The following is a 21631-nucleotide window of genomic DNA, read 5'->3' as shown; positions in this document are numbered from 1 at the left end:
CGAGGCGCAGCGATTCAGCCTGGCAGTCGTGCGCTGACGAGGCACAGGCTGCGGTGCTGGCGAAGCTGAATGAGGGTGTGAGAGGTTTTCATGGCTTCAACCCTAACCGCGAGGGGAAAGGATGGCAAGCAGTCGAAAAAAATTGAGAGGAATACTCGGAAAGCGGGATTTAGCAGAATTTTATTGCGCTTAAGTCGGTAGAGGTTGTTGATATTTGCGTATGGCTGGAATGGGGCGCAATTGAGTTTTTGGAGATTCATTGAGTATGGCGGTGTTTTACAGGCCGCCTTCGCGAGCAAGCTCGCTCCCACATTTGCAATGCATTCCACCTGTGGGAGCGAGCTTGCTCGCGAAAGGGCCGGTCGCCTCTACAAATATTCAAGGTTGGAAGGCACCAATGAAAATCGCCGGATCCACCCGCGCATCATTCAGGCTGACATTCCAGTGCATATGCGGCCCGGTCGCGCGGCCGGTCGCACCGACCTTGCCCACCACCGCACCACGGGCCAGTTGCTGGCCGTTCTTCACGTCGATCTTCGACATGTGGCAGAACATGCTGATAAAGCCCTGGCCATGATCGACGAACACCGTGTTGCCGTTGAAGAAGTAATTGCCGATCAGAATCACCTTGCCCGCCGCCGGCGTCTTGATCGGCGTGCCTGCCGGCACCGCGAAATCCAGTCCGGCATGAGGATTGCGCTCTTCGCCATTGAAGAAGCGACGCACACCGAACTTGCTCGACAGCGGCCCGTTGACCGGCTTGTCCAGCAGCAGATTGCTCGGGGTGTTCGGGCTGAAACTGCGGTAAGCCGCGATCTGTTCCGCCAGTTCACCTTCAATGCGCTTGAGGTTGTCGGCGTTCGGGTTGACCTGCTGTTTGTTCTTCAGGGTGATGTGCTGTTCCGGGTATTTCTTGCTGCCGACGGTGAACGGCAGATTGCGCCCGCCACTGCTGATCTGCTGCGCGCCGGGCTTGACCGTCAGCGGCACGCCAACGATCGCCAGCCAGTTGTTCTGCTCTTTGACCACCAGCACCGGTTTGCCTTGATAAGTGGCTTTCGGCGCCTGTGCGGCAGTGCCGAGATCCACCACGGCGACGCCGCCCGGCACCGGTTTGTTCAGCAGCCGGGTGATGTAACTGTCGGCGTGGGCGTTGAAGGTCAGGCAGAGCAACAGCAGCGGAGCGAGAAAACGCGGCATGGATCAGTCCAGTAAAGAGAGGGTGACGGGCGTCAGGTGATTGTCCTCGACGCGCACTTGCAATTCGCCTTCGCCGAGTTTGGCTTTCAGGCGCTGGCCGGTGTGGGTCTGCGCAGCGTTGCGGATCGCGTGGCCACGCTCGTCGAGCAAAATGCTGTAACCGCGACCGAGGGTCGCCAACGGGCTGACCACGTGCAGGGTCTGCATCTGACTGTGCAATTGCTGACGACGTTGTTTCAGGCCATCGCGCATGGCCCGGGGCAGGCGTTCGGCGAGGCTGTCGAGGCGCTGGCGAAGCATCGCCAGTTGGCGTCCCGGATGTTGCCCGGCAAGACGGGTTTCCAGACGGATCAGGCGTTCGCGGCGGGTATTGAGACTGCGCTCGAAGGCGCGGCGCATGCGCATGTCCAGATCGTCCAGACGCTGGGCCTGCTGGCGCAGACGTTCGCCGGGATGCCGCAGCCGTCGCGCCATGCCTTCCAGACGCAGGCGATCACGCATCAAGCGGTCACGGATGCGCATTACCAGGCGCCGATGCAGGCTCTCGACCTGACGGATCAGATGGCTGGAATCCGGGGCGAGCAGTTCGGCAGCGGCCGAGGGCGTCGGTGCGCGGACATCGGCAACAAAGTCGCTGATCGACACATCGGTTTCATGACCGACGGCGCTGACGATCGGCGTGACACAGGCATCGACCGCGCGAGCCACGGCTTCTTCGTTGAAGCACCAGAGGTCCTCCAGCGAGCCGCCGCCACGGGCAAGGATCAGCGCGTCAAAGCCACGGGCATCGGCCATTTTCAGCGCGCGGACAATCTGCGCGGTGGCCTCGCGGCCCTGCACGGCGGTGGGAATCAGGGTCAGTTGCACTTGCGGCGCACGGCGGCGGAATACGCTGATGATGTCGCGAATCACCGCGCCGGTTGGCGAACTGATGATGCCGATGCGTTGCGGATGCGCGGGCAGCGGCACTTTGCGTTCGGCACTGAACAGGCCTTCGGCGCTGAGCTTTTCCTTCAGCGCATCGAAGGCCAGACGCAACGCACCGTCACCGGCAGGCTCCACGGTGTCGAGGATCAGTTGATAGTCGCCGCGACCTTCGAACAGCGAAACCTTGCCGCGCACCTTGACCGCCAGACCGTCCTTCAGTGCCTGGCGCACGCGCGCGGCGTTCTGCCGGAACAACGCGCAACGCACCTGCGCGCCGCTGTCCTTGAGGGTGAAATAGACGTGGCCGGACGCCGGCCGCGCCAGGTTGGAGATTTCGCCCTCGACCCAGATGTTGCTGAACACGTCTTCGAGCAACACCCGCGCGCGGCCGTTGAGCTGGCTGACGGTCAGGACTTCACGGTCCAGGCCAAGTCTTGCAAAGGGATCTTTAATCATGGGGCGCAGTTTAAAGGCATTCTTCTGCTCATTGCACGAACCCTGTAGGAGCTGTCGAGTGCAACGAGGCTGCGATCTTTTGATCTTGTTTTTTCAAGAGCAAGATCAAAAGATCGCAGCCTTCGGCAGCTCCTACAGCGGAGTATTGGCGACTTAATAAGGAAATGCGTTGATGAGCACGATGGAGCTGTTGGGCACATGGTCGTGGGGCGCTGGCGGTTGGGCGGTGATCGGGCTGGCCATTGCGCTGGCCTACATCGTCTTCGGCATCGCCGGCTTCGGCACGGCGCTGGTGGCGGGGCCGATTCTGATTCTGTTCATGCCGCTGTCGAAAATCGTGCCGTTACTGGTGCTGCTGGATTTCGTCGCAGCATTCGGCAATCTGCTGCCCTCGCGGCGGGACGTGGCCAGGCCGGAGTTGCTCAGGCTGCTGCCGTGCATGGCGATCGGCTGCACGCTGGGGGTGATCTTCCTGCTGAATCTGAAATCCGATCTGTTGCTGTTGTTGATGGGGCTGTTTATCAGCGTTTATGCGGTTTACAGCCTGTGGGTCAAAGCGCGGCCAGCGCAGTTGTCGGCGGCGTGGGCGGTGCCGATGGGCACGGTGGGCGGTTTGTTCGGCGCGTTGTTTGGCAGCGGCGGCTTTCTTTATGCGATCTATCTGAACAGCCGTTTACCCAAGGAGGCAGCGCGGGCCACGCAAAGTGCGTTGATCAGTTGCAGCACCGTGGTGCGCCTGAGCCTGTTTGTCATCGCCGGTGTGTATGCCGAGCTACCCTTGTTGATGCTGGCGCTGTGTCTGTTGCCGGCCATGGCGCTGGGCTTGTGGATTGGCCGGCGCTTGACCATGAGATTGTCTCGTGAGGCATTTGTGCGGCTGGTGACGTGGCTGGTGCTGGCCAGCGGGATCGCCTTGATCGTGCGCTATTTCAGCACTTGACCGGATTTCTTCAGGGATTAAGCTGCCGGCCTTTAGAGCGCCTTCGCGAGCAGGCTCGCTCCCACAGGGGATTGCATTCCAGTGTGGGAGCGAGCCTGCTCGCGAAGGCGTCAGAAGCCATACCGCAGGACTCTCCATGAACTCGCAAAGCATCATCGTCCCGAAAATCTCCACCCTGCCGGTGCACGAACCCCGGGCGCGGGCGATCGTGCGCTGGCTGGTGCGCAAGAACATCATCGAAGAACAATTGACCACCTGCGGCCGCACCGGCAATCGCATGGCCCACGCCATCGCCGATGGTGCCCGCGCCGTGGTTCTGCACCCCGAAGCGCTGCCGTTCGGCGAGCCGATCAATGGCCTGGAGATCGTCACCAAACGCTGCATCTACACCCCAGCCAAGGGCTTTCTCGAAGAAGCCGGTTGCGCCGAATGTCGCCGCGAAGTGGGCGAGGCGCTGTTCGAAAGCCTCGAAGAGTGGATGCCGGGGCGCACCGACAATTTCACCTGCCCGGAATGCGGGCATGAAGACGACATCAACGGTTTCCTGTTTTTGCAGGAGTGCGCATTTTCCAACCTCGGCTTCATTTTCAATAACTGGCTGGAGGCGGGGTTCAAGCAGAGCTTTATCGACGAGTTCGCCGACTGGCTCGATCAACCCGTAAGTTGGGTAAAGGTCGAGCTCTGATCCCTGTAGGAGCTGCCGAAGGCTGCGATCTTTTGATCTTGCCTTTGAAAAGCAAAGTCAAAAGATCGCAGCCTGCGGCAGCTCCTACAGAAAGCGAGGTTTTCCATCTATCAATTAGGCTGAGTTTTACATTGAACAGCAGGGGGTGTCTGACTATAATGGCGCGCTTCCATTTTCCCGCTCGGGAGCCCCCGCGATGCTGCGTATCAGCCAAGAAGCTCTGACATTCGACGACATTCTCCTAGTGCCCGGTTATTCCGAGGTACTTCCCAACGAAGTCAGTCTCAAGACCCGTCTTACCCGTGGCATCGAACTGAATATTCCTCTGGTTTCTGCCGCCATGGACACCGTTACTGAAGCCCGTCTGGCAATCGCCATGGCTCAGGAAGGTGGCATCGGCATCATCCACAAGAACATGACCATCGAGCAGCAAGCTGCCGAAGTGCGCAAGGTCAAGAAGTTCGAAGCCGGTGTGGTCAAGGATCCCATCACCATCGAGGCCGATGCCACGGTGCGTGATCTGTTCGAACTGACCCGTCTGCACAATATTTCCGGCGTTCCGGTACTGCACGATGGCGACCTGGTCGGCATCGTCACCTCCCGCGACGTACGTTTCGAAAACCGTCTGGAAGCCACCGTCCGCGAAGTGATGACGCCTAAAGAGCGTCTGGTCACGGTCAAGGAAGGCGCCGACAAGAACGACGTACGCGAACTGCTGCACAAGCACCGCATCGAGCGCGTGCTGATCGTTGACGACAAATTCGCCCTCAAAGGCATGATGACCGTCAACGACATCGAAAAAGCCAAAGCCTATCCGCTGGCCAGCAAGGACGATCAAGGTCGTCTGCGCGTTGGCGCTGCGGTCGGCACCGGTAAAGACACCGGTGATCGCGTCACTGCACTGGTCAACGCCGGCGTGGACGTGGTGGTGGTCGACACCGCACACGGTCACTCCAAAGGCGTGATCGACCGCGTACGCTGGGTCAAAGAGAACTTCCCTGAAGTGCAGGTGATCGGCGGCAACATCGCCACCGGCGCTGCCGCCAAGGCGCTGGCCGAAGCGGGCGCCGACGCAGTCAAGGTCGGTATCGGCCCAGGCTCGATCTGCACCACCCGTATCGTCGCCGGTGTCGGCGTACCGCAAATCAGTGCCATCGCCAACGTCGCCGCCGCCCTTGAAGGCACCGGCGTACCGTTGATCGCCGACGGCGGTATCCGTTTCTCCGGTGACCTGTCCAAGGCCATCGTCGCCGGTGCGTCCTGCGTGATGATGGGCTCGATGTTCGCCGGTACCGAAGAAGCGCCGGGCGAAATCGAACTGTTCCAGGGTCGTTCGTACAAGGCCTATCGCGGCATGGGTTCGCTGGGCGCCATGTCCCAGGCCCAGGGCTCCTCCGACCGTTACTTCCAGGACTCCTCGGCAGGCGCCGAGAAACTGGTTCCGGAAGGCATCGAAGGTCGTGTGCCGTACAAAGGCACCCTGAGCGCGATCATTCACCAGTTGATGGGCGGTCTGCGTTCTTCGATGGGTTACACCGGCAGCGCCGACATCGAAGAAATGCGCACCAAGCCCGAGTTTGTGCGGATCACCGGTGCCGGCATGGCCGAATCCCACGTTCACGACGTGCAGATCACCAAGGAAGCGCCGAACTACCGGGTCGGCTGACGCCGACAGCTCTAAGCCACAAGTTACAAGCTGCAAGCGGTGCTGCGTCAGAGCAGTGCCGCTCGGCTTCCGATTACTTGCAGCTTGCAGCTTGAAGCTTGCAACTGCTTTTCAGAGTTTCTTTCATGGCCCTCGACATTCACGCTCACCGCATTCTGATCCTCGACTTCGGTTCGCAATACACCCAGCTGATTGCCCGCCGGGTGCGCGAGATCGGCGTGTACTGCGAACTGCACCCGTTCGACATGGACGAAGATGCGATCCGCGAATTCGCCCCTAAAGGCGTCATCCTCGCCGGCGGCCCCGAGTCCGTGCACGAAGCCAACAGCCCGCGCTGCCCGCAAGCGGTGTTCGACCTCGGCGTTCCGGTGTTCGGCATCTGCTACGGCATGCAGACCATGGCCGAGCAACTGGGCGGCAAGGTGGAAGGTTCCGAACTGCGTGAGTTCGGTTACGCCCGCGTTGACGTGGTCGGCAAGAGCCGCCTGCTCGACGGCATCGAAGACCACATCGACGCCGATGGCCTGTTCGGCCTCGACGTGTGGATGAGCCACGGTGACAAAGTCACGAAGATGCCGGAAGACTTCCACATCCTCGCCAGCACCCCGAGCTGCCCGATCGCCGGTATGTTCAACGACGACCGCGCTTACTACGGCGTGCAGTTCCACCCGGAAGTGACCCACACCAAACAGGGCGGGCGCATCCTCTCGCGCTTCGTGCTCGACATCTGTGGCTGTGAAGCTCTGTGGACGCCGTCGAAGATCGCTGAAGACGCCATCGCCAACATCCGTGCCCAGGTCGGTACCGACAACGTCCTGCTGGGCCTGTCCGGCGGCGTTGACTCCTCGGTGGTTGCCGCGCTGCTGCACAAGGCCATCGGCGATCAGCTGACCTGCGTCTTCGTCGACAACGGCCTGCTGCGTCTGCACGAAGGCGAGCAAGTGATGGCCATGTTTGCCGAGAACATGGGCGTCAAGGTGATCCGCGCCAACGCTGAAGAGCAGTTCCTCAACAACCTGGCCGGCGAAGCCGACCCGGAGAAGAAGCGCAAGATCATCGGCCGCACCTTCATCGACGTGTTCGATGCCCAGTCGAACAAACTGGAGAACATCAAGTACCTCGCTCAAGGCACCATCTACCCGGACGTGATCGAGTCGGCTGGCGCGAAAAGCGGCAAGGCCCACGTGATCAAGTCGCACCACAACGTCGGTGGCCTGCCGGAAGAAATGAACCTGAAACTGGTCGAGCCACTGCGCGAACTGTTCAAGGACGAAGTCCGTCGTCTGGGCCTGGAACTGGGCCTGCCGTACGACATGGTCTACCGCCACCCGTTCCCGGGCCCGGGCCTGGGCGTGCGCATCCTTGGTGAAGTGAAAAAGGAATACGCCGACCTGCTGCGTCGCGCCGACCACATCTTCATCGAAGAGCTGCGCAAGGCCGACTGGTACCACAAGGTCAGCCAGGCATTCGTAGTGTTTCAGCCAGTGAAATCGGTGGGCGTGGTCGGCGACGGCCGTCGTTACGCCTGGGTCGTGGCCCTGCGTGCCGTAGAAACCATCGACTTCATGACCGCGCGTTGGGCACACCTGCCTTACGAACTGCTGGAAACCGTATCCGGCCGCATCATCAACGAAATCGAAGGCATCTCGCGCGTCACTTACGACGTATCGAGCAAGCCGCCGGCGACGATTGAGTGGGAGTGATCCTGCTTCCCTCTGAATAACGAAAAACCCTTGGCCTCAAGCCAAGGGTTTTTTCGTTTCGGGGGTCGGTAAATCGGTCAGGTCGGCAGGCGGCTTTGCAGGGTGAGGCCGATCTCTATCAGGCGGTCGGCCAACGCGGCGATGTCACGGAACATGATGCCGCTGATACGAGGCATCGACTGATCCCAGATGTAAAACTGGCCATCCCTTCTGCGGTTTACGTTTGTTCGAACAATGGTACTTGCGCTGTTGCGACGCACCAGCGTGTATGCGTTGTTTTGGGTCTTCTCTATCAGAAACATACCGTTGCGATGCAGAAGTCTATCCAGAGTCGCATCAGTCCACTGTGGCGTCGGTGTGTCGATCTGCACGCGCAGATCAGCGAAAAGCAGGTCGGATGCATTGCGCGTCGACGCCCCGTTATCGAATGGGCCGCGGACGATTTCCAGTCCCGGATCGATACTGACCCCCGACATCTCCCCCGGTGAGAGCTCTTCGATCCGCAACCCGATGCCGCCCCTGTGTTCGCTGATGCCAGGCAAATTCCTGAAGGTATTGGTGTTTGTGGCATCGACCAGGGCTACCCATTTGCCTGGCCTGTTGAGCAGTTCGTCACCCCACATGATTTGTGAAGCGAGTCGGGCGTGGATCATCTGTTCTTCGATCGAAGTGAGCGGTATCTGCAGTTTGTAACTGTGAGCGACGTCAAGGCCGTGCGCCCGGATGCCATTGGCTTGGGCGGTTTTGACCAGCTCCAGGACGTTGAATCGTTCATCAGGATCGGTCCCCAGGCTGGACAGGTAAGTCCGAAGATCTTCAGACATCTCCCCCGATATATGGAATTCATTGAGGTCTGCCTGAGCAAAGTCACTCAGCAAGCCCCGTATATAAAGAGTCTTGATATGCCGAGCGAACGCAGGCATGTTTTCGATCATGAAACGCATGCTGGCGATGCGATCGAGGGTTTCACCGATAACCAGCCCATTGGTATTGGCGAAGATGCGCTCGATCAGCGTATCTGTCGGCATTTCAGGATCAACTTGTGGAATCACCGGGCGTGCAGGCAGATTGGTCCATCGCAGTTCCGAATAAAACTCTTTGGCCTCGTTCAGGAGAATCGTGCGTCTGTCGCGAAAGTAGGCCGCATACACATTGGCGGTTGATTGATGGCCACGATTTGCGCCGGGTAGCTGCGCAAAAGTTTCGGGCAGGTTCATTGCCCATCTTTTCATTTTCGCCATGTCCATTCCGACGATGTCGTCGAGGGGAGTAACCAGACGTAGCGGAAACGCTACCGGTGAAACCGGCTCAACCACTGGTAGCTCCGCCGACGGCGTCGTTGCAGCTGGGGTAGAAGTCAATTCGTCGTCAAGCCGACATGCCTTGCCTAAGCACTGGCCACCTCCGCGCAGACGTAGCGCAGGCATACGTTCCCACTTGCCGCCGCTACCGAAGCGGACCGGCAGCGAATAAGCGAATTGATTGGGCCGTTCAGGACTGACGATGGCCCAATTGCCGCTGTTTTCGGAGTCGGCAAAGTAGCGCACGTAGTATGCGTTGCCATCCATCTCGATGGCATGGTTCGGCTCCTTGTCGAGGCGGTATATACCCTCATATTTGCCGGGTGCTGCCTCAACGGAACGGTGGGCAAGCAATTCGTTGCATCGATAACTGGCGGGGATCTTCGCAGAGGACGAACCTTGCCGAGCCCCCGCCATGGTCGACTGCTGGACAGATGCAACTGAGTTCTCGACAGGGATTTCGTTGGCCAGTTCAGCACTCGTCTCTTCAACCACCGCAGGAGGCGGCGGATCCAGAGGCGGCAGTAATGGCGTATCAGCCGAAGCGAACTCGATCAGCCCGAGCATTTCTTCAGCTTCGGCAAACTCGACCTGCGGACCCACTTCCAGTTGCGCGCCGGTGCCGATCAGGAACGGGACGTTGAACACGATATCAATAGCGTTGAGCACTGCGCCGATGACGCCGGCCTTGCGTTCGGTTGCCGTGGAGCCGTTGATGGCCTGATCGATGTTCAAACCCATGTTGGCGATGCTGGCGCCAATCAGGGGTAATGCCGCAGGCCAGCCGACGGCCGCCATCGGACCGAATATTTTCAGGCCGGCACTGAGATAGCCAATCCAGAGCTTCCTGCGCAGGTCACTGTTGGACGTGAGCACCAGATGCGCCTCGGCAACCATCGCACTGCGTGTCGACTCGCTTAGCCAGGTAAAAGCGTCATCGTTGATCGCAACGTCGCTGCGGTTGATCATCCGATGGTCGCTGTGGCCCCAGGTGCTCACCAGTCGATTCATCAGATCGGTCAGGTTTTCGGTCATGCGATGGCTGTCGGCGAGCGCGAAGTGCTTGAGAAACGCGGTGCGTTTGTCCTCGTCATTCATCTGCTCAAGCAACCACCAGTGCAGATCGGCCTCGTTGTCCATCAAGCGAAAGGCTTGGGCATCGCCCGGCAGATAAAGGGTCTGCCGACCATCGGGTTCTACCAGACGCAGCACATTGGTGGCGACGTTACCATCCAGATCAAGTGCGCGTACTTCAGCGCCGGCCGGGTAGCTCGCTCGCAACATTTGCAGGCTCACAGGCCAGGTAACGGGGCCAGCCAGCGAGTTGACGATCCGCTGAAAGTCAGTGCCGTCAAGGCCGCCCTGGTGCAGTGCCTGCAGGGCCTCACTGAGAAAGTTGCATTTTGCCAAGGCACGGAAATCATCCGAAGAGGTTTGCCAGAACTTCGTCAATTGCGCGGTGTAGCGCGTGCTGAAATCCACTGCCCAGAATGCCTTCAGCACATCACTGCCAAGCAGTAGCAATTCGTTGCTCTGATTGAAATTCTCCGCTTCCGGGCCATCCGAATAGAAGCCGCCGTAAAGGCCTAGCAGGTCTGCGTTGTCTTGATCGGTCGCACGGAAGCGATGAATCACCAGTTGCGTGAGAGTGAGGGTTTCGCAGGGCTTTTCCAGTAAGTGTTCCCAACCGGTAAAGGTCAGCGTGCTGCTCTGCGCCGTTTTGAAACGGTGGAAAAAGATCTTGTCAGGATCGAGACCGGACAGACCTTTGTCTGTCAGCAATTCGTTGGCAACTTGACGGGCCGCATCAAGCAGGCTCGGGCAGGTCTGCACGATTGTTCTGGCGATTGTTTTGAGGACGGTCTTGTCCGCTGCGTTTGGCAGCAGACGGCGTTCGGGAGCGGTCATGGGTATTCATCCTTGAGATACAAAGGTCGAGGATGACCGCTGCGCTCAAGGTGAGGGTGTTACCGGGCTATCGCGTGTTGTCCTATCGACAGTGAGCGAATGCTGTCGCAGATATCAAAGATATTCACATCGAATCAGATCCGTATCGAACGGCGTCAGCCCTTGATCAGGGGCGAACACCGTCTGCGCCAGCTTCGCAGAGGCTACTCGTTCACCTCGTGCCCGCACATGCAAATCGAAAAGTGTGTGCAGATCCGGCCTTGGTGTATGCACCAGGGCGCGCAGCATCAACGAAACCCCGCTGAGGTTGTTGTCGACGTTGTTCCAGCGGGGCGATGAAGTGAGTCCCAGATCGGCCCAGATCATGCGACGTTCCTGCAAGTCCATCACGAAGGGCAGGCAGATACTCGTGTCGGAGGCGATATCGATGCGGTCGACTACGGAGCGCGGCTCGAACACTTCTCCCGATGCTGTGTCGGTGCGAGCCATCCAGCCCGCGAAGCATTCAGGAAGGTCGCAATATGGCTGCCAGGTAAACGAGTTGAGGGACGTGACGACATAGCGGACGCCCTTTTTGACGAGAGCATCAAGGTCGAGGTCGATAAACTCGGAGGCGCCATTGGGCGCATCGACGATGTCGCCGCTGTGGTAGCCGCCGTAGCCTTTGAGGTTGTAGTACGCAACCACTTCCTGGAAGACGAAGTCGGTGTCGAAGAAGGCGGCGGACAAGTCGATGTCCGTGCGGTCACGGCCATTTTTCCACCAGAGGAACAGGCGAATGAATCGCGTGTCGGGCATCGGCAGTCGACTGCCGCGCACTAGCGTGCGCAGCGACTTCGCTGCGGCGCGCTGTGCCAGCGGCACTCGGTATTCGCGCAACGCCGGATCGATGAAACAACTCCCCAGTGGTGGCAGCAACGTGAAACGCGCGATCAGGGCGTTCTCGCAAATCTGTGCGGCACGTGCCAATACCTGCGGTGCGATCGGTTTTCGACGATCTTCTGTGCCGAAGACTTTCGCCAGTGCTCCTTTTGGTGTGAACGCCCGCAACGGCAGGGGCCGTGGGGCACGCAGCTGGGCCAGCAACTGCAGCAGCACCGGTGAGGAAACTTGCGAGGCGACAGCATCAAAGTCTTTGAGCACGGTGTCCGGGTCAGTGGCTCGCCGCAAAGTCACGTCCAGCCGACGCGCGAATTCTCCGGGACGCTCTTGCAGTAGGGGCGTCAGCGCGCCGATCTGGCGCTGGGCAAGCATGGTTTCGACACGCGACCCGAACGAGGCCGGCGGATCGTTGCGTCGCGCTGCGGTAATGGCGGCGAATGCTCGCGGATACTTCTCAGCGTAATCGCCTGGATGCAGGACTTCGGCCAGACGTTTCCAGCGTTCGGCCTGGCGCATCACATCTTCCACCGCATTGGGCGCACGATCGAGCAGGCGCAACAGCCGGCGACGCATCGAACGGTTCATCTTTCTAAAGCGCGTCTGCGCTGTCGCCAGCGACACGTCTCCACCATGCAGTGCGATCGCCAAGCGCAGCACGTCAGTTGCCGTTTCGACGTTTTGCTCCAGAAATGCCTCAACCCGGGCGTCGTCACTGACATGCAGAATCAGCGCGCCGCCAACCAGCGCGCGAATCTCGCGGAACGGGATGGTCTCGGGCAGCAGACGGAACACGTCGCTTTGGTACGTTCGGATAAACCAGGTGACATCCGCCGCTTCCTCTTCGGACAGCGAGGTGCGAGATGAGACCAGCGGCTCAAGCAATGCTTCGAACTCGCTGACACTTCCCGGTTCGATGACCCAATGGATGAAGTTGCCTTCAAGCATGGCTGGCCGAACCTGTTCGCTGGGTGGCAAGCGCCGAAGTGTGTGGTAGTGAATGACGGCGTTGAGATACAACTCCGCCTCTGTCGCTTCGAGGACTCGATTGGGGAAGTCAGGATAAAACGGTCGGTGATGTACATGGGCACCGCTGCGACGCCGCAGGACTCGAATGACTTGACGCAGCCAGTTCTTGAGTTCTACCGGGGAGAGCATGCCGATTTGCTCAATCAGCGGCTCGGAAAGAACGCATCGAAACGCCGTAACTTCTTTGACAGCTGATGCGACCTGCGCACGCGTGGCTCCGCCAGTGCCCGCAGGGACGTAGAGTTTTGTACGGCGCCGCAGGAACAGCTCCTGATTGATCATGATTTCTTCCTTGGTCGCCGTTTCCAGTGAGCTGGAACCCACCTGTGCAATCGATACGAAAACGCCTGCAATAAGCAGGCGCGGTGTGGAGAGCGGAACCCCTAGTTCATGGAGGATAGAAGGAAGGTGTTCCATAGCCACGGCGGCATATTAGCGGAGGTCGCGCTGGTTTGTCAGCGAGCCACATATTTTGAAACGGGCTCGTCCGTCACCGCCGCGCCACATCCGAAAAATAAAACTTGTCCAGCGTATGCCGCGATTCGGTGTATTCGAACTGGCGGCCGTCCTGCAGGAAGGTCTGGTTGCTGACGACTATCACATGGCTCTGGCCGTCGAGGTCCAGGTGTTGTTGGTCGTCCTTGCTGCACGGCACGGCTTCGATGGTGCGCTGGGCGTAGGCAATCTGCAGTTGCAGGGTCTGTTCGATGTGGGCGTAGATCGAGTGTTCGGCGATGTCTGCAGACAGGTCGGGAATCACTGCGCTGACGAAGTGGTTGATGTCGAGGATGACGCGTTTGCCGTCGATGCGCCGCACACGCTTGATGCGGGTAATCGCGCTGCCGGGCTCGGCGTTGAGGTGTTCGAGCAGCGCACCTTCCAGCGGCACCTGACACATCTCCACCACTTCGGTGCTGACGTCATTGCCCAGTCGCGGGTGGGTCTCCTGAAAACTGACGATGCCGCCGAGCTGGAATTCGATCGGGTTGGTCGACAGCACGAAGGCGCCTTTGCCGTGGATCTTCTGGGCGAAACCGCGCTCCTGCAGCTGATCAATGGCCTTGCGCACCGTGCCGCGGCTGGCCTGATAGGTCTCCATCAGTTCGGTTTCGGAAGGCAGCCGGGCGCCGCGCTCCAGGCGCTGGGTGGTGATGCTGGCAAGCAAATCGCTGTAGATCTGGTTGTATTTGCTCATGGCTGGACTCTGTGCCGACGGTGCTGAAAACCCCGAACCTTAAGGGCAGGGTAGGGGTTTGTCCATGCGGACGAAGGAAAACATCTCAGGTCAAAGTAGGAAAAATCCGTGCGGATCTGACGTTTATCTACGCACACAAACTCGTACAGACGAGTTGTTGCATTCACTCGTACAGACGAGTATTTTTCCCTTCGGCGTGCTGCCAATAACAACAATCCACGACGGAAGAACAAGCATGAGCCATGACTATCCGAACATCGCCAGGGAGCTGCTGGAAAGCCTCGGTGGCAGCGACAACATCGAGCAGGCGGCGCATTGCGTGACGCGTCTGCGCCTGGCATTGAAGGACCCGGCGCGGGTTAACGTGGCCGCACTCAACGGCGTCGAGCTGGTCAAGGGTTCGTTCTTCACGGGCGGGTTGTATCAGGTGGTCATCGGCCCGGGTGATGTTGAAAAGGTTTATGCCGAACTAAGGCAGCAGACCGGGCTCGCGGCGTCGACCATCGCCGACGTTAAACAGAAAAGCGCCGAGAAGATAAACGCCATGCAGCGGCTGGTGCGGGTGTTTTCCGATGTGTTCATGCCGATCCTGCCGGCGCTGATCATTGCCGGCCTGTTGATGGGCATCAACAATCTGCTCGGCGCCAAGGGCATGTTCATCGAGGGGCAGACCCTGCTCGATGCCTATCCCAACCTCGACGGGCTGTGGAGCCTGATCAACCTGATGGCCAATACCTCGTTCGTGTTTCTACCGGCGCTGGTGGGCTGGTCGGCGGCCAAGCGTTTCGGCGGCAGCGAAATCCTCGGCATCGTCCTCGGTCTGATGCTGGTGCACCCGGACCTGCTCAACGCCTGGAACTACGGCAAGGCCGTCGCCGGGCTGGACGGGCAGCAACTGCCGTACTTCGACATCCTCGGCCTGTTCCAGGTGGAAAAGGTCGGTTATCAGGGGCAGATCCTGCCGATCCTGCTGGCGGCGTACGTAATGAGCGTTATCGAAAAATGGTTGCGGGCGCGTGTGCCCAACGCCGTGCAATTACTGGTGGTGCCGATCACCACCATTGTCGTGACTGGCGTGCTGGCGCTGGCGATCATCGGCCCGGTTACCCGGCATATCGGCATCTACATCACCGAAGGGCTGGTGATGCTGTTCGATCTGGCGCCGCTGGTGGGCGGTCTGATTTTCGGCCTGTTGTATGCGCCGCTGGTAATCACTGGGATGCACCACATGTTCCTCGCCGTGGATCTGCAATTGATCTCGAGCCAGGGCGGCACCTTCATCTGGCCGATGATCGTCATGTCCAATCTGGCGCAAGGCAGTGCGGCACTGGCGGTGTTCTGGATGACGCGCAATGCGCGGGACAAGAGCATGGCCTCGACCTCGGCAATTTCTTCGTATTTCGGCATCACTGAACCGGCGATGTTCGGCGTCAACCTGCGCTACAAGTTTCCGTTTTACGCCGCGCTGGCCGGTTCGGCGCTGGGTTGCATGTTCCTCTCGCTGAACAAGATCCAGGCCTCGGCCATCGGTGTTGGCGGCCTGCCCGGTTTCATTTCGATCATGCCGCAGTTCATCCCCATGTTCGTCATCGGGATGCTGATTGCGATGCTCGTGCCGTTTGCCCTGACCTGCGTGCTGAGCATGAAGATCGTCCGTCGGGGTTATCGGGTCGCGTGAAGTCGAACTGCAGGAGCTGCCGGAGGCTGCGATCTTTTGATCCTGCCTTTCAAAATCAAAAAATCGCAGCCTCCGGCAGCTCCTGCAGAGATCGTAAAATTCAAGAGGGAAATGCGCCATGCAAGACTGGCAACGTTCGGTGATCTACCAGATCTACCCGAAAAGCTTTCACAGCCATGCCGGCAACGCCACCGGCGATCTGCTCGGCATCGTCGCCAAGCTGGATTACCTGCAATGGCTGGGGGTCGATTACCTGTGGATCACGCCGTTCCTGCGTTCGCCCCAGCGCGATAACGGCTACGACATCAGCGACTACTATGCGGTCGATCCAAGCTACGGCAGCATGGCCGACTGTGAACTGCTGATTGCCGAAGCGGGCAAACGCGGGATCAAGCTGATGCTCGATATCGTGGTCAACCACACCTCGATCGAGCACGTCTGGTTCCAGCAGGCGCGCAGCAGCCTCGATAATCCTTACCGCGACTTCTATATCTGGCGCGACCAGCCGAACAACTGGGAATCCAAGTTCGGCGGTTCGGCCTGGGAGTACGAAGCGCAGACCGGCCAATACTATCTGCACCTGTTCGACCACACCCAGGCCGACCTCAATTGGGACAACCCCAAAGTCCGCGACGAAGTGTTCAAGATGATGCGCTTCTGGCGCGACAAGGGCGTCGGTGGCTTTCGTCTGGATGTGATCAATCTGATCTCCAAACCGGCGGACTTCCCCGAGGACGACAGCGATGGTCGGCGCTTCTACACCGACGGGCCGAACGTGCACGCGTACTTGCATGAGATGCACCGTGAAGTCTTCGAGGGACATGAGCTGATCAACGTCGGCGAGATGTCTTCGACCCGCCTCGAACACTGCATTCGTTATTCCAATCCACAGTCGAAAGAACTGTCGATGACCTTCAACTTTCATCACCTGAAGGTCGATTACCCGAACCTGCAAAAGTGGGTGCGCGCCGATTTCGATTTCCTCCAGCTCAAGCAGATTCTTTCCGACTGGCAGACCGGCATGCAGGCGGGCGGCGGCTGGAATGCGCTGTTCTGGTGTAATCACGATCAGCCGCGCGTGGTTTCGCGTTTCGGCAGCGACGGCGAATACCGCGAGCTGTCGGCGAAGATGCTCGGCACCGCGCTGCACTTTCTGCAGGGCACGCCCTTCGTCTATCAGGGCGAAGAACTGGGCATGACCAATCCCGGCTTCGAGAGCATCGAGCAGTACCGCGATGTCGAGACCCTGAATATCTTCCGCCTCAAGCGTGAAGCCGGGGCAAGCGACCTCGACAACATGGCGGCGATCATGCAGAAGTCCCGCGACAACGGGCGCACGCCGATGCACTGGCACGCCGGGCACAACGCCGGTTTCACCCGCGGCGAACCGTGGATCGGTGTGCCGGCCAATGCCGCGCAGATCAACGTCGCGCATCAACTGCACGACCCGGAATCGGTGCTGCATCACTATCGGCGCCTGATCAACCTGCGCCGCACTGAAGCGCTGATCTGCGATGGCATCTATCGCCAGTTGCTGCCGGAGCACCCACAAGTCTGGGCGTACCTGCGCGAGGGCGTTGGTGAGCGTTTGCTGGTGGTGAACAATTTCTACGGCACCGCGTGTGACGTCGAGCTACCGCCGCTGATCGACGAAACCCAAGCGCAGCGCCTGTTGATCAGCAACTACCCGGACTGTCCGAAACGCACTCGGCAGCTGCACTTGCGGCCTTACGAATCTTTCGTGCTGCACCTGACCGATCCCTGATCACTAACTGAAAACAACCTTTGAAAAAAACACGCAGAACACTGCGCGGGGGATTTGTGCGCGCTGAATTCCTGCAACCACACAATAAAAACAATGGGTGGCATATGAAAACTACCATGAATTACGGGCTGGCAGTTGCAGGATTCTGTCTGGCAATGCCCACGTCTTCACAGGCGCTGGAGTTCGGCGGCTATCTGCGCAGCGGTGTCGGCACTTCGGTCAACAGCAGCGGCCAGTCGTGTTTCCAGTTGCCTGGCGCGCAGACCAAATATCGCCTCGGCAACGAATGCGAGCAGTACGGCGAGCTTGAGTTGCGCCAGGACCTGTACACCCTCGACGACGGTTCGGTGCTGAGCGTCGACGGCATGGCCTCGTTGTACAACCGTTACGACCGCAGCCTGACGTTCAAGGAGGACAACGGCTCGATTCGCTTGCCGCAGGCGTACGCGCAATGGTCGGCAATGCCCGCGCTCAATGGTGGCTCGCTGTGGGCAGGGCGGCGCTACTACAAACGTAACGACATCCACATTTCCGATTTCTACTACTGGAACCAGAGCGCCACCGGCGGTGGTATCGAGGACGTGTTGCTCGGCGGTTTGAAATACAGCTACGCCTTTTCACGCAAGGACAACCTTTACCAGAAGGATTACATCAACCGTCATGACTTCAACGTCGGTGGTTTCAACAGCAACCCGGGCGGCGAACTGGAGTTCGGCCTCAGTTACATCGATAAGCCCGACAGTCGTGACGCCCACCGTGGCTGGGCGATCACCACCCAGCATGTGCAACAGGACTTCTTCGGCGGCAAGAACAAACTGGCGCTGCAATACGGCGAAGGCCCGGGCACCGGATTGGGCTATACCGGTAACGTCAGGCTCGATGACCGCAACAAGAGCTATCGAATCGTCGAGTTCTTCGACTGGCAAGTGACGCCGCGTTTTGGCGGGCAGTTCCAGGCGGTTTATCAAAAGGATATCCGTCAGGGCGGTGCCGACCAGAACTGGCTGTCACTCGGCGTGCGCCCGGCCTATGCGCTGAGCGAGCAGTTCAAACTGGTGACCGAACTGGGCCACGATCAGGTCGAGGCGGCGGACGGCACGCGCAAGCTGAGCAAGTTCACCTTCGCGCCGACGTGGTCACCGAAAGGCCCGGAATTCTGGGCGCGACCCGAGGTGCGTCTGTATTACACCTATGCCAGCTGGAACCAGGCGGCCAAGCGTGCCGCCAACCTGTTGGCCAAGGGTTCGGCGCTGTCCGATACAGGCGCTTTCGGCAATGCGCGGCACGGCGCCAATGTCGGCTTGCAGGTTGAATACTGGTGGAAATAAGCAAAGCGGGTGCGACCGCTCATTCAATCAATACAAGCTCAGGTGAAGTCATGGCCACACCCCAACAATTGCAGCTGCTGGCGCCTCTATCCGGCGTGCTGATGGCGCTGGACCAGGTGCCCGACCCGGTGTTTGCCGGGCGGATCATCGGCGATGGCCTGTGCATCGACCCGACTTCCTCGACGCTTTGCGCACCGCTGGCCGGTGTGGTCAGTGATGTGCAGGCCAGCGGGCATGCAATCACCATTACCAGCGATGCGGGTGTTCAGGTGCTGATGCATATCGGTCTGGACACGGTGAATCTCGCCGGTACGGGATTTACCCGCCGTGTCGAAACGGGGCAGCGGGTGGAAGCGGGGCAGGCGCTGATCGAGTTCGATGCTGATTACATTGCTCTGCATGCGCGCAGTTTGTTGACCTTGATGCTGGTGGTCAGTGGCGAGCCGTTCAAATCGCTCGTCGGCTCAACGGGGTTGGTCGCGGTTGGCCAGCCAGTGCTGGACGTCGTGGTCGGCGTAGCCGTCGGCGAAAATCCAGCTACGGCACAAGGCGATGCGGTCTTCTCGCAGCCGATCAACCTGCCCAATCCCAATGGTCTGCATGCGCGGCCGGCGGCGGTATTCGCCCAAGCGGCGAAGGCGTTTTCAGCGACGATCCATCTGCACAGACTGCAAGCGCAAGCCAACGGCAAATCCCTGGTGGCGATCATGGCGTTGCAAACCGCCCATGGCGACAGTGTGCAGGTCAGCGCCGAAGGTGAAGATGCCGAAGCGGCCGTCGAAGCGTTGACTCGGTTGCTGAGCGAAGGCTGTGGCGAAGCTGTCACAGCGCCCGCGCCGGTCGAAATCGTCGCCGCAGAAATGCCGAACATCCTGCGCGGTGTCTGCGCCTCGCCCGGTTCGGCGCTGGGCCAGGTCATGCAGATCGTCGAAGCGTCGCTCATGGTCAACGAGTTCGGCGCCGAGCCGCCGATTGAACAGGAGGCGTTAAGCCAGGCGCTGATCGAAGCCGACATGGCCTTGCAGCATCTGCGCGACACCGCCAACGGCCAGGCGCAGGCGGAGATCTTCAGGGCGCACCAGGAACTGCTGGCCGACCCGAGCCTGCTGGATCAGGCCAAAGCGCTGATCGATGAAGGCAAAAGCGCTGCGTTTGCCTGGAAGACCAGCACCGATGCAACGGCGGCGATGTTTCGCTCGCTGGGCAATGCCTTGCTGACCGAGCGTGCAGCGGATCTGGATGATGTCGGCCAGCGTGTGCTGAAGCTGATTCTCGGTGTTCACGAGCAGACGCTGGAGCTGCCGAACGACACCATTCTCATCGCCGACCAATTGACCCCTTCGCAGACGGCCGGGCTGGATACGCGCAAAGTGCTGGGGTTCGCCACGGTTGGTGGTGGCGCTACCAGCCATGTGGCCATTCTGGCGCGGGCCTGTGGCTTGCCGGCGATCTGCGGCATGCCGCTGCAAATGCTCGAGATCAAAAACAGCACGCGGGTGCTGCTCGATGCCGACAAGGGCGAATTGCAATTGCATCCGGACGCCGAGTCCATCGATCAATTGCGCACGCGGCATGCGCAACAGCGCCGACGCCATCAGCAGGAATTGGCGCAGGCCAGCGAGGCGGCCTGTACCCGTGACGGTCAGCACATCGAAGTCACGGCCAACGTTGCCTCGCAGAGCGAAACCGCGCAGGCCATGGAGCTGGGCGCGAATGGCGTGGGACTGCTGCGTTCGGAGTTTCTCTATCTGGATCGCCAGCAAGCGCCGAGCCACGACGAACAGGTCGCCACCTACAGCGCCATCGCCCGCGGCATCGGGCCGGCGCACAATCTGGTGGTGCGCACGCTCGACGTCGGTGGCGACAAGCCGCTGGCCTATGTGCCGATGGACAGCGAAAGCAATCCCTTCCTCGGTTTGCGTGGCATTCGCCTGTGCCTTGAGCGACCGCAACTGTTGCGCGAACAGTTTCGGGCGATCCTGGCCTGCACTGAGCTGACGCGTCTGCACATCATGTTGCCGATGGTCAGCAATCTTGCCGAGCTGCGTCTGGCCCGGCAGATCCTCGAGCAGGAGGCGCGGGTGCTGGGGCTGATGCACTTGCCGAAACTGGGGATCATGATCGAAGTGCCCGCCGCCGCGCTGATGGCCGATGTGCTGGCACCGCACGTGGATTTTTTCTCCATCGGCACCAACGACCTGACCCAGTACACCTTGGCCATGGATCGCGATCACCCGCGTCTGGCCAGCCAGGCCGACAGCTTTCATCCTTCGGTGCTGCGCCTGATCGCCATGACGGTAAAAGCTGCGCACGCCCACGGCAAATGGGTCGGCGTTTGCGGCGCGATGGCTTCCGAACGCCTTGCCGTGCCGTTGCTGCTGGGGCTGGGTGTGGATGAATTGTCGGTGAGCGTGCCGTTGATTCCGGCGATCAAGTCGGCAGTGCGGGAAGTGAATCTGGCCGACTGTCGAATCATCGCCGAACAGGTCTCGAACCTGGAAAGCGCTGGCGATGTGCGCGAAGCCTTGCAGCGGTTCCATGAGGCGAAAGTTGATGCCTCGCCGATTATGGAGAATTGAACATGTTCGACAAATTGCAGCAGGCATTCTGGAAAGCACTGACGCCGGATCTGGTCCCGGACGAGACAGAAGTTGCCGCCGAACCGGTTGCCGGCTTGAGCGCCGAGATTGTTGCGGCGCTGGGCGGTGTGGATAACCTCAAGTCGCAGCAACCGGTGGCGCTGACCCGGGTGCGGGTGGCGCTGCATGACGAGGCGCGTGTTGATCCTCAGGCGCTGAGTGGCGCCGGCGTGGCGGGCGTCATGTCGCTTGGTGATGGCGTGCTGCACCTGATCACCGGGCTGCGCGCTGAAGGCTGAACAAGACGTGCGGCCGCAGGTCGCCCTTACTGTTTCTCAACTGCGGGTGTATCGTATTCGCCTTTTTGCGGATCCCTCGGGGTCTGTCGCTGA

Annotated in this window: 14 protein-coding genes; 9 read left to right on the top strand and 5 right to left on the bottom strand. The window is 59.9% G+C overall.

What is annotated here, in order from left to right:
* Positions 1-378: 378 nt before the first annotated feature.
* Together GXB78_RS08805 and xseA are read right to left on the bottom strand one after the other, a co-directional pair.
* On the bottom strand, positions 379-1200 hold the full coding sequence (locus tag GXB78_RS08805) for a peptidoglycan DD-metalloendopeptidase family protein (RefSeq protein ID WP_083353522.1): 822 nt from the start codon (positions 1198-1200) through the stop codon (positions 379-381).
* A gap of 3 nt (positions 1201-1203) precedes the next feature.
* Positions 1204-2583 (bottom strand): exodeoxyribonuclease VII large subunit, encoded by a 1380-nt coding sequence (xseA, locus tag GXB78_RS08800; protein WP_329515135.1) that lies wholly within the window; start codon positions 2581-2583, stop codon positions 1204-1206.
* A gap of 172 nt (positions 2584-2755) precedes the next feature.
* Between xseA and GXB78_RS08795 the strand changes: the two genes are divergently transcribed.
* The 4 genes from GXB78_RS08795 (at position 2756) to guaA (ending at position 7577) form a co-directional block, all read left to right on the top strand.
* On the top strand, positions 2756-3523 hold the full coding sequence (locus GXB78_RS08795; RefSeq protein WP_329515134.1) for a sulfite exporter TauE/SafE family protein: 768 nt from the start codon (positions 2756-2758) through the stop codon (positions 3521-3523).
* Between the two features lie 136 nt (positions 3524-3659).
* Positions 3660-4208, top strand: coding sequence for a sugar ABC transporter ATPase (locus tag GXB78_RS08790; RefSeq protein ID WP_186549131.1), 549 nt, complete (start codon positions 3660-3662; stop codon positions 4206-4208).
* Between the two features lie 196 nt (positions 4209-4404).
* A complete protein-coding gene (gene guaB / locus GXB78_RS08785; RefSeq protein WP_186530299.1) occupies positions 4405-5874 on the top strand; it encodes an IMP dehydrogenase in 1470 nt (489 codons plus the stop codon).
* Between the two features lie 125 nt (positions 5875-5999).
* Positions 6000-7577 carry a glutamine-hydrolyzing GMP synthase gene (guaA, locus tag GXB78_RS08780; protein ID WP_042608327.1) on the top strand — a complete coding sequence of 526 codons (1578 nt, stop codon included), beginning with the start codon at positions 6000-6002 and terminating at the stop codon, positions 7575-7577.
* A gap of 77 nt (positions 7578-7654) precedes the next feature.
* Here the strand turns inward: guaA and GXB78_RS08775 are convergent, their stop codons facing one another.
* From GXB78_RS08775 to treR, 3 genes are all read right to left on the bottom strand, one after another.
* Complete coding sequence (locus GXB78_RS08775) at positions 7655-10786, bottom strand: membrane-targeted effector domain-containing toxin (protein ID WP_329515133.1); 3132 nt, start codon at positions 10784-10786, stop codon at positions 7655-7657.
* A 114-nt stretch (positions 10787-10900) separates the two neighbouring features.
* Positions 10901-12976 carry a TerD family protein gene (locus GXB78_RS08770; protein ID WP_329515132.1) on the bottom strand — a complete coding sequence of 692 codons (2076 nt, stop codon included), beginning with the start codon at positions 12974-12976 and terminating at the stop codon, positions 10901-10903.
* Between the two features lie 208 nt (positions 12977-13184).
* Positions 13185-13889, bottom strand: a complete 705-nt coding sequence (gene treR / locus GXB78_RS08765) for a trehalose operon repressor (RefSeq protein ID WP_329515131.1) — start codon at positions 13887-13889, stop codon at positions 13185-13187.
* 235 nt (positions 13890-14124) lie between these two features.
* Here treR and treP point away from each other — a divergent pair, with 235 nt between their 5' ends.
* The 5 genes from treP to GXB78_RS08740 all read left to right on the top strand — a co-directional run bounded on the left by treP (position 14125) and on the right by GXB78_RS08740 (position 21538).
* Entirely contained in the window at positions 14125-15567 is a 1443-nt protein-coding gene (gene treP / locus GXB78_RS08760) for a PTS system trehalose-specific EIIBC component (protein WP_329515130.1), read from the top strand.
* Positions 15568-15685: 118 nt separating this feature from the next.
* Positions 15686-17332, top strand: coding sequence for an alpha,alpha-phosphotrehalase (treC, locus tag GXB78_RS08755; protein ID WP_329515129.1), 1647 nt, complete (start codon positions 15686-15688; stop codon positions 17330-17332).
* A 104-nt stretch (positions 17333-17436) separates the two neighbouring features.
* The gene (locus GXB78_RS08750; RefSeq protein ID WP_329515128.1) at positions 17437-18660 is read left to right on the top strand and encodes a maltoporin; all 1224 of its coding nucleotides are present in this window, start codon (positions 17437-17439) and stop codon (positions 18658-18660) included.
* Between the two features lie 50 nt (positions 18661-18710).
* Entirely contained in the window at positions 18711-21239 is a 2529-nt protein-coding gene (gene ptsP, locus GXB78_RS08745) for a phosphoenolpyruvate--protein phosphotransferase (protein WP_329515127.1), read from the top strand.
* 2 nt (positions 21240-21241) lie between these two features.
* A complete protein-coding gene (locus GXB78_RS08740) occupies positions 21242-21538 on the top strand; it encodes a PTS transporter subunit EIIB (protein ID WP_329515126.1) in 297 nt (98 codons plus the stop codon).
* Positions 21539-21631 lie beyond the last annotated feature (93 nt).

It is taken from the genome of Pseudomonas moraviensis subsp. stanleyae (assembly GCF_036283065.1).
Classification (GTDB): domain Bacteria; phylum Pseudomonadota; class Gammaproteobacteria; order Pseudomonadales; family Pseudomonadaceae; genus Aquipseudomonas; species Aquipseudomonas stanleyae.
The sequence above is the reverse complement of the archived record's forward strand: the minus strand, read 5'-3'. Positions and strand labels throughout refer to the sequence as shown.

What these genes read in the sequence shown, in the direction of transcription:
- GXB78_RS08795 (WP_329515134.1), top strand. Translation starts at nt 2,756, where the DNA reads ATGAGCACGATGGAGCTGTTGGGCACATGGTCGTGGGGCGCTGGCGGT.
- treP (WP_329515130.1), top strand. Translation starts at nt 14,125, where the DNA reads ATGAGCCATGACTATCCGAACATCGCCAGGGAGCTGCTGGAAAGCCTC.
- GXB78_RS08805 (WP_083353522.1), bottom strand. Translation starts at nt 1,200, where the DNA reads ATGCCGCGTTTTCTCGCTCCGCTGCTGTTGCTCTGCCTGACCTTCAAC.
- GXB78_RS08790 (WP_186549131.1), top strand. Translation starts at nt 3,660, where the DNA reads ATGAACTCGCAAAGCATCATCGTCCCGAAAATCTCCACCCTGCCGGTG.
- guaB (WP_186530299.1), top strand. Translation starts at nt 4,405, where the DNA reads ATGCTGCGTATCAGCCAAGAAGCTCTGACATTCGACGACATTCTCCTA.
- GXB78_RS08750 (WP_329515128.1), top strand. Translation starts at nt 17,437, where the DNA reads ATGAAAACTACCATGAATTACGGGCTGGCAGTTGCAGGATTCTGTCTG.
- GXB78_RS08775 (WP_329515133.1), bottom strand. Translation starts at nt 10,786, where the DNA reads ATGACCGCTCCCGAACGCCGTCTGCTGCCAAACGCAGCGGACAAGACC.
- GXB78_RS08740 (WP_329515126.1), top strand. Translation starts at nt 21,242, where the DNA reads ATGTTCGACAAATTGCAGCAGGCATTCTGGAAAGCACTGACGCCGGAT.
- xseA (WP_329515135.1), bottom strand. Translation starts at nt 2,583, where the DNA reads ATGATTAAAGATCCCTTTGCAAGACTTGGCCTGGACCGTGAAGTCCTG.
- treR (WP_329515131.1), bottom strand. Translation starts at nt 13,889, where the DNA reads ATGAGCAAATACAACCAGATCTACAGCGATTTGCTTGCCAGCATCACC.
- ptsP (WP_329515127.1), top strand. Translation starts at nt 18,711, where the DNA reads ATGGCCACACCCCAACAATTGCAGCTGCTGGCGCCTCTATCCGGCGTG.
- guaA (WP_042608327.1), top strand. Translation starts at nt 6,000, where the DNA reads ATGGCCCTCGACATTCACGCTCACCGCATTCTGATCCTCGACTTCGGT.
- treC (WP_329515129.1), top strand. Translation starts at nt 15,686, where the DNA reads ATGCAAGACTGGCAACGTTCGGTGATCTACCAGATCTACCCGAAAAGC.
- GXB78_RS08770 (WP_329515132.1), bottom strand. Translation starts at nt 12,976, where the DNA reads ATGATCAATCAGGAGCTGTTCCTGCGGCGCCGTACAAAACTCTACGTC.